The organism is Streptomyces sp. NPDC001339 (genome assembly GCF_042895955.1).
Classification (GTDB): domain Bacteria; phylum Actinomycetota; class Actinomycetes; order Streptomycetales; family Streptomycetaceae; genus Streptomyces.
On the sequence record NZ_JBIAWT010000002.1, the window covers coordinates 638,448 to 645,056 of the forward strand.

The 6,609-nt window shown below is 66.9% G+C and carries 7 protein-coding genes and 1 pseudogene; all 8 read right to left on the reverse strand.

The window, feature by feature from the left end; all coding sequences use genetic code 11:
• Positions 1–50 precede the first annotated feature (50 nt).
• On the reverse strand, positions 51–857 hold the full coding sequence (locus ACFY12_RS07985) for an oxidoreductase (RefSeq protein WP_390714871.1): 807 nt from the start codon (positions 855–857) through the stop codon (positions 51–53).
• Between the two features lie 216 nt (positions 858–1,073).
• Positions 1,074–2,291 carry a cytochrome P450 gene (locus ACFY12_RS07990; RefSeq protein ID WP_390714872.1) on the reverse strand — a complete coding sequence of 406 codons (1,218 nt, stop codon included), beginning with the start codon at positions 2,289–2,291 and terminating at the stop codon, positions 1,074–1,076.
• A 35-nt stretch (positions 2,292–2,326) separates the two neighbouring features.
• Complete coding sequence (locus tag ACFY12_RS07995) at positions 2,327–3,469, reverse strand: acyltransferase family protein (RefSeq protein ID WP_390714873.1); 1,143 nt, start codon at positions 3,467–3,469, stop codon at positions 2,327–2,329.
• Positions 3,470–3,525: 56 nt separating this feature from the next.
• On the reverse strand, positions 3,526–3,909 hold the full coding sequence (locus ACFY12_RS08000; protein WP_390714874.1) for a nuclear transport factor 2 family protein: 384 nt from the start codon (positions 3,907–3,909) through the stop codon (positions 3,526–3,528).
• Between the two features lie 219 nt (positions 3,910–4,128).
• Complete coding sequence (locus ACFY12_RS08005) at positions 4,129–4,851, reverse strand: NADPH-dependent F420 reductase (protein WP_390714875.1); 723 nt, start codon at positions 4,849–4,851, stop codon at positions 4,129–4,131.
• A gap of 28 nt (positions 4,852–4,879) precedes the next feature.
• Complete coding sequence (locus ACFY12_RS08010; protein WP_390714876.1) at positions 4,880–5,968, reverse strand: NADH:flavin oxidoreductase; 1,089 nt, start codon at positions 5,966–5,968, stop codon at positions 4,880–4,882.
• Positions 5,969–6,095: 127 nt separating this feature from the next.
• A pseudogene (locus tag ACFY12_RS08015) lies at positions 6,096–6,305 on the reverse strand (NAD(P)-binding domain-containing protein); the annotation flags it as partial.
• Positions 6,306–6,312: 7 nt separating this feature from the next.
• The gene (locus tag ACFY12_RS08020) at positions 6,313–6,561 is read right to left on the reverse strand and encodes a hypothetical protein (RefSeq protein ID WP_390714877.1); all 249 of its coding nucleotides are present in this window, start codon (positions 6,559–6,561) and stop codon (positions 6,313–6,315) included.
• Positions 6,562–6,609: the final 48 nt, after the last annotated feature.

Genomic DNA, 6,609 nt, shown 5'->3' on the forward strand with positions numbered 1-6,609 from the left:
GTGGCGTCGTGGCCCGGCGGTGGCCGGAGCCGGATCGGCGCCACGGGCTCTCAGGCCAGGCTCGCGGTCTTCCCGCCGTCGATGACGACGTTGCTGCCGGTGATCCACGACGCGCGGGGCGAGACCAGGAAGCTCACCGCGTCGGCAACGTCCTGGGACTCGCCCATGCGTCCGAGCGGGATCTCGGCGGCCCACTCCTTTGCGAGGGCGTCGAGATCGGCGCTGCCGGGGTCGCCGCCGAAGTACTCGACGATCTGGCGGCGCGCGGTCTGTGAGGCCGGCGTCTCCACGTTGCCCAGACAGACGGAGAGCACGCGGATGCCGTCCGCCGCGAGCTCGGTGGCGAGGCCCTTGCTGTACGTCTCCAGCGCGGACTTGGCGGCGGCGTAGTGGTAGAGCATCGGGTACGCCGCGATGGTGGCGGTGCTCGAGACGTGGACGACGGTTCCGCCGCCGCTCTCCCGCAGGGACGGCACGAGTGCCGCGTTGAGCCGGACGGGGGCGAGGAAGTTGATGTCCATCGTGTACTGCCAGTCGTTCTCCAGGTCCAGCACGCTGTGGAACGAACGGCAGCCGCCCGCGTTGTTGACGATGATGTCCACGCCGCCCAGGGTGTCCAGCGCGGTGTCCGCGAACGCGCGCACCCCGTCGGACGTGCTCAGGTCGGCCTCGACGAACGTGGCGCCGGGCGGTGTCTGCCCCTGCGGACTGCGGGCGGCAGTCACGACGGCGGCGCCGGAGCCGACGAAGTTGCGCACGATCGCGGCGCCGATGCCGCGGCTGCCGCCGGTGACGACGGCCCGCTTGCCCTCCAGCTCCTGGAAGACCGCTGCAGTGGGACGGTCTTGGCTCGCCATGGGTTTCACTCCTTTCTTTACCGTGCTGGCGGAAATTCCGCTACTTTTACTCTTCATTGCATCCGGAGGCGTGGTCGACGTCAATGTTTCGATGCACTGCATCGCGTAATTCAATACAACGTTTCAACGCATCCGCTTTTTTCGGCATCAGCCTGAAAAAATTTCGCCGGATTGGCATCGAAGGTTCGGCAGGAATAACGGCTCGGCGAGTCGGCGTCACCAGACGACCGGCATACGGCGCAGGCCGTGGACGATGTCGTTGAGTTTGAAGTCGGCCTGTTCCAGCGGCCTCGCCAGCCGAAGGCCCGGCAGGCGGCGCAGCAGGGTGGACAGCGCGACCTGCATCTCGACCTCGGCCAGCTGCTGGCCGATGCACTGGTGTGGGCCGAAGCCGAAGGCCAGGTTCGTGCGGGCCCGCCGGCCGAGATCGACGGTGTCGGGGTCGGGGAACACCCGCTCGTCCCGGTTTCCGGACGGGAGCGCGGCGACCACCCACTCACCCGCCTTCACCTTCGTGCCGCCGACGGTGACGTCCTCAGTGGCGTACCGGACCAGCCCGAACTGGATCACCGTAAGGTAGCGCAGCAGCTCCTTCACGGCGGTGCCGATCGTCTCCGGGGCGGCCCGCAGCGCGGCCATCCGCTCCGGATCCTCCAGCAGCACCGCCATGCTCAGCGTGATCATGTTGGCGGTCGTCTCGTGCCCGGCGACCAGCGTCAGCACGCCGAGCGTGGACAGCTCCGGCACGGTCAGCGGCCGGTCGGTCTCGGCGGCGCGGGCGATCAGCCGGCTCAGCATGTCGTCCTGCGGCTCGACGAGCCGTTTCTCGATCAGCTCGCCGAGGTAGTCCTCCAGCCGCCGGGTGGCCGCGGCGCGGGCGGCCTCGTCCGCCTCGAAGCTCGTCAGCACCTCGCTGTCGTGCTGGAAGGCGGTGTGGTCCTCGTAGGGCACGCCCAGCATCTCGCAGATCACCTGTGAGGGGATCGGCAGCGCGAAGTCCTGCACCAGGTCGGCGCTCGACCCGGCGAGCATCGCGTCGGTGTGCTCGTCGGTGATCTTCTGGATGTACGGCCGCAGCGCCTCCACCCGCCGTCCGGTGAACTCGCCCATCATCAGCCGCCGCAGCCGCGCGTGCTCCGTGCCGTCCAACTGGATCATGAAGCCCGGCAGCGGGTCGCGGCCGTCGTAGGACGGCAGCATGTGGTCCGAACCCGCGGCGCGGGAGCTCAGCCGCGGATCCGCGAGCACGCTCCGGATGTCCTGGTACCGGGTGACCAGCCACGCGTCCATCCCAGCCGGGCAGCGCACCAGTGACAGGGGATCGTCCGCCCGCAGCCGGGTGTAGGTCTCGTCCGGGTCGAAGGGACACGAATCCGGCCTGCTGACCGGGAAATCGGGGATTCCGTTACCCGAGGCAGTGCGAGTGTTCGTCATGCGGGACATCTCCAGACCGACGGGATTGCGGCGACCTACCGAGCGGCAGAATGTTCAGGGACCGGAATCGGCTTCTCGGCCTGTCTGGGCTTCTGGCTGAAGCGTCGAACCGCGGGACGTTCGACCATTGTGTAGAGGGCCACCGCGAGGGCGAAGCTGATCACGACAGTCAGCAGAATGCGGACCAGCGTCATCATCGGAGAGCCGGTCTCTACTCCGTTGATGCCGTCGAGCGGGCCGTACTGGATCACGAGCCAGTGCACCATGTAGAAGGCGAACGAGATTTCTCCCAGCCACACCATGATTCGGCCACTGAAAGGCGTTCGCACACCGCGTATGTCGGCGCTGGCACATGCGGCGATCGCCAGGGCGACCGGGAACGCGGTCATCCCGGCGGAAATGCGGAATATGCCGGGAAGGTATGCCTGGATCAGCGTGCAGACGGTCAACAGAAGGAACGCCGGCGCCATGCCGAGGCGGATCCACTTCCCGTTCATCATGACGCGCGCCAACAGGATGCCGAGGACGAATTCAAGCATCCTGGTGAAGGGGAAGCTGTACACGAACCAGCTGTGCCACTCCGGAATCGTCGATTCCCATGAGGTGGCCGGGTGCGTCGGCAGCAGCAGAGCGACGAACGGGACGAGGGTGGTCGCCACGGCGGTGCCCGTCACCCACAGCCACAACCGCTCTCGACGGATGCGCCTGATGAATCGGATCAGCCACGGGAACGCGAGGTAGAAGACCAGCTCGCAGCAGAGGGACCAGGTCGGCACGTTGATGCCGTTCAGCCCGCCGAGGGTGTCGAAGTTGGGCACCCAGGGCTCGACCAGAAAAAACACCGGGATCGTGTTTATTGCCATGATGGGAACGCTTGCGGAGGCCATCAGCGCCAGGGTGATCGCAAACGTCACCCAATGGTTCGGAAATACCTTCACCAGGCGCCGACGCCAGAACTTCATCGCGGTGTCGTTCGGATCGTCGACCCATGCGAGAATGAAGCCGCTGAGTATGAAGAAGAAAGTCAGTGCGACCGGTCCGATGGTCATGAACACATGCGGCTGTCCGGGGTACAAGCCCGTCAGGTGAGTGATCAGCACGGCCAGGGCCGCGAAAGCCCGCGTGCCGGTCAATGACGGCAGACGACTTGGGCGAGCGGACGGTTGCAGCTTCTCCATAACCGTTTCCCTTCGGATTTATGCGGTCGAGTTGATTGTCTTGCCGCCGAGCAGGATCAGGATTCATTTCCCGTCGGCATGGGGTAGACGTACTCCTCGATCCGGTCGATGAGGTCGCCCTCGAACCGGAAATAAAGCAGGGCATGGATCTCGTTGCTGGACCCGTCGGTCATGTTCAGGCGGAGCACTTGCTGCTGGAATATCTCGTCCGAATTCTTGAACTGGCGGACCACGTCGTACCGCATTGAATCGACAGTGGCGGCAAAGGACCTGAACTGTTCCAGCCGCTCGCCGATCGCCTGCTCTTCCTCGCCGTCGTTCTGCCATACGGTGGCTTTGTCGGTGCACATCTCCTGGGCGCTGGAGAAGTCGTACTTCTCCAGGCGCCGGAGAAACAGGTCAACCTTCTCGCTGATGTTGTTACCCATGTCGATTCTCATCTCTCTGTTTCTTGTCGAGAGTGCGGCTGGAACCAATGTCGGCGGCCGCCGTGGAGGAGCTGCTGCGGCTGCTGGCCGACCACGGAGGCGTACGGCGGCCTGTCCACCGCCCGGCTGCGGTCCTGCGGGGCCGGTTCCCGCCGTTTTCTCGGCCGGTTCCTTCTTGGAGAGTCTGCCGCCGTGCCCCGGGCCCGGTGCCGCTGCACACCGTGACCGGAGTCAGGCACGCCACTGCGCGGTACGTTCCGGTGAGGCCGCTGCCAGTGCCTTCGCGATGGTGTCGGCATCGCCCCGGTTTCCGTAGACGGGCGTTCCGGGCTGCTGGCGCCACGACTCGTCAAGACCACCTGCGTCCACGGTGTCGAAGCCGAGTTCATCGATCAGGTCGCACACGGTCTGCTTGGCCCCTGCGTCGTCACCGGCGACCGGCAGCGCCTGACGGCCGGGGCTGCCCTGGGGACGGCCCCGGTCCAGAAGGTCCTGGGCGTACGTCCCGTTGAACGCCTTGATCACAGGGTGCCCGATCTGCCGCTCGGTCCATCGGCTCTCGGTCAGTCCGTCCTCGATGACGGCGATCCTGCCGTCGCGTTGTGGGTAGTAGTTGCAGGTGTCGATGACCACGGCGCAGGGCGCCGCGCCGTCGAGAAATCCTGCGGGAAGGTCGGGGATCGCCCTGAGGGGGATGGTCACCACGACGACCTGGGCGTCCTGTGCCGCCTCGGACACGGGGACCGGGGTGGCGCCGGTCTCCTCGGCGAGCGCCGTGAGCGTCTGCGGCCCACGCGAATTGGCCACGGACACCTTGTGCCCGAGTGCGGTGAGCCGCCGGGTCAGGTTGCCGCCGATGTTGCCCGCTCCGATGATGCCGATTTTCATGGATCCGACCTTCCAGTGCTGACTGGGTGACGAGAAACGTGTGGTGACGACGGTCCCGGCGGCCAACTCCCGCCGGGACGTAGTGAGACGGCTGTCAGGCCAGGGTCTGGAGGACGGAGGGGTCGTAGGGGACGGCCCGTGCCAGTTCGCCGCGCAGGGCCAGTGCCGCCCAGTCCGGGTTGGCCAGCAGCGACCGGCCCACGGCGACGAGGTCGAACTCGTCGCGCTCCAGGCGGGCCACCAACTCGTCGATACCGGTCACCCCGGACGGCCCGGTGAAGCCGGAGGTGAAGTCGCCCTCGCCGTACTGCTGGTCCATGCCGACCGAGCCGACCGTCACGGCGGGCCTGCCGGTGAGTTTGCGCATCCAGCCGGCCAGGTTGAGGGTGCTGCCCTCGAACTCGGGCTGCCAGTAGCGGCGCGTGGAGCCGTGGAACACGTCGACACCGGCGTCGGCCAGTGGTGTCAGCAAGTGCGCCAGCTCGTCCGGGTTCTGGGCGGTGCGGGCCTCGTACTGACCCACCTTCCACTGGGACAGCCGGAAGAAGACCGGGAACCCCGGACTGACGGCCGCGCGGACGGCCCGCACGACCTCGGCTCCGAAGCGGGCGCGGGAGGCCGGCTCGCCGCCGTAGCGGTCGGTACGCCGGTTGGTGACGCCCCACAGGAAGTTGTCGATCAGGTAGCCGTGCGCGCCGTGCACCTCGACGCCGTCGAACCCGAGTCGTTCGGCGGTCGCGGCGGCCTCCGCGAAGGCGGCCACCGCGTCGTCGATGTCCCGCTGGGTCATCGCCCTGCCCAGCGGAGCGCCGTCCAGTCCGATCCCGGACGGGACATCGGCGGGCGGTTCGGTCGCGGTGCGGGCGGCCCCGGTGTGCCACAACTGCGGGATGATCCGGCCGCCGGCCTCGTGCACCCGGCGCACCACGTGGGCCCAGCCGGCGAGGGCCGACTCGCCGTAGAAATGGGGCACGTTGTCGTACGCCCCCGCGGCGGGGCGGTTGACGTACGTGCCCTCGCTGATGATCAGCCCGACCTGGTGGGCCGCCCGGCGGGCGTAGTACTCCGCGACGTCCGGGCCCGGCACGCCGCCGGGGGACGCCGTTCTGGTCATCGGGGCCATCACGATCCGGTTGGGGACCGTGAGGTCGCCCACGGTGAACGGTTCAGACAAGCCGGCCATGGTTTCTCCCTCTCGTTGAAAGTGCGCACTCCTCGGCGCAGGGCAGGTAGCCGAAAGATCGCAGGCCCCATTCATCCGGAAAAGCGATCGATGAGCCCGCCCATGAGCGGAGTCAGGCACGCCGCTCGGTCTCCTCGGCGAGCGCCGTGAGGGTTTGTGGCCCGCGTGAGTTGGCCACGGACACCTCGCGCCCGAGCGCGGTGAGCCGCCGGGTCAGGTTGCCGCCGATGTTGCCCGCTCCGATGATGCCGATCTTCATGGGTTTGACCTTCCGGTGCATGCGGCTAGTCCGTCGACATCGAGTAGTGGTACTCCTCGATGCGGTCGATGAGGTCACCCTCGAATCAGAAATACAGCAGGGCGTGGATCTCCTGGTGGGACCCGTCCGTCATATCCAGGTGAAGAACGTGCTGCTGGAGCACCTCGTTCTCGTGCTGGAATTGGCGTTCCACGTCGTACCGCAGCGACTTGACGTTGGTGATGAAGGACTCGAACTGTTCCAGCCGCTCGCCGATCGCCTGGTCCGCCGTGCTGTCGTTTTTGCCACACGGTGGCCTTGTCGGTGCACATCGCCGGCGCGCCGGAGAAGTCATACTTCTCCAGAATCCGCAGAAACGCATTCACCTTCTCGCTCACGTTCT

Excerpts from the sequence above, each read along its gene's own strand:
- ACFY12_RS07985 (WP_390714871.1), bottom strand. The coding sequence starts at position 857 with ATGGCGAGCCAAGACCGTCCCACTGCAGCGGTCTTCCAGGAGCTGGAG.
- ACFY12_RS07990 (WP_390714872.1), bottom strand. The coding sequence starts at position 2,291 with ATGACGAACACTCGCACTGCCTCGGGTAACGGAATCCCCGATTTCCCG.
- ACFY12_RS07995 (WP_390714873.1), bottom strand. The coding sequence starts at position 3,469 with ATGGAGAAGCTGCAACCGTCCGCTCGCCCAAGTCGTCTGCCGTCATTG.
- ACFY12_RS08000 (WP_390714874.1), bottom strand. The coding sequence starts at position 3,909 with ATGAGAATCGACATGGGTAACAACATCAGCGAGAAGGTTGACCTGTTT.
- ACFY12_RS08010 (WP_390714876.1), bottom strand. The coding sequence starts at position 5,968 with ATGGCCGGCTTGTCTGAACCGTTCACCGTGGGCGACCTCACGGTCCCC.
- ACFY12_RS08020 (WP_390714877.1), bottom strand. The coding sequence starts at position 6,561 with ATGACTTCTCCGGCGCGCCGGCGATGTGCACCGACAAGGCCACCGTGT.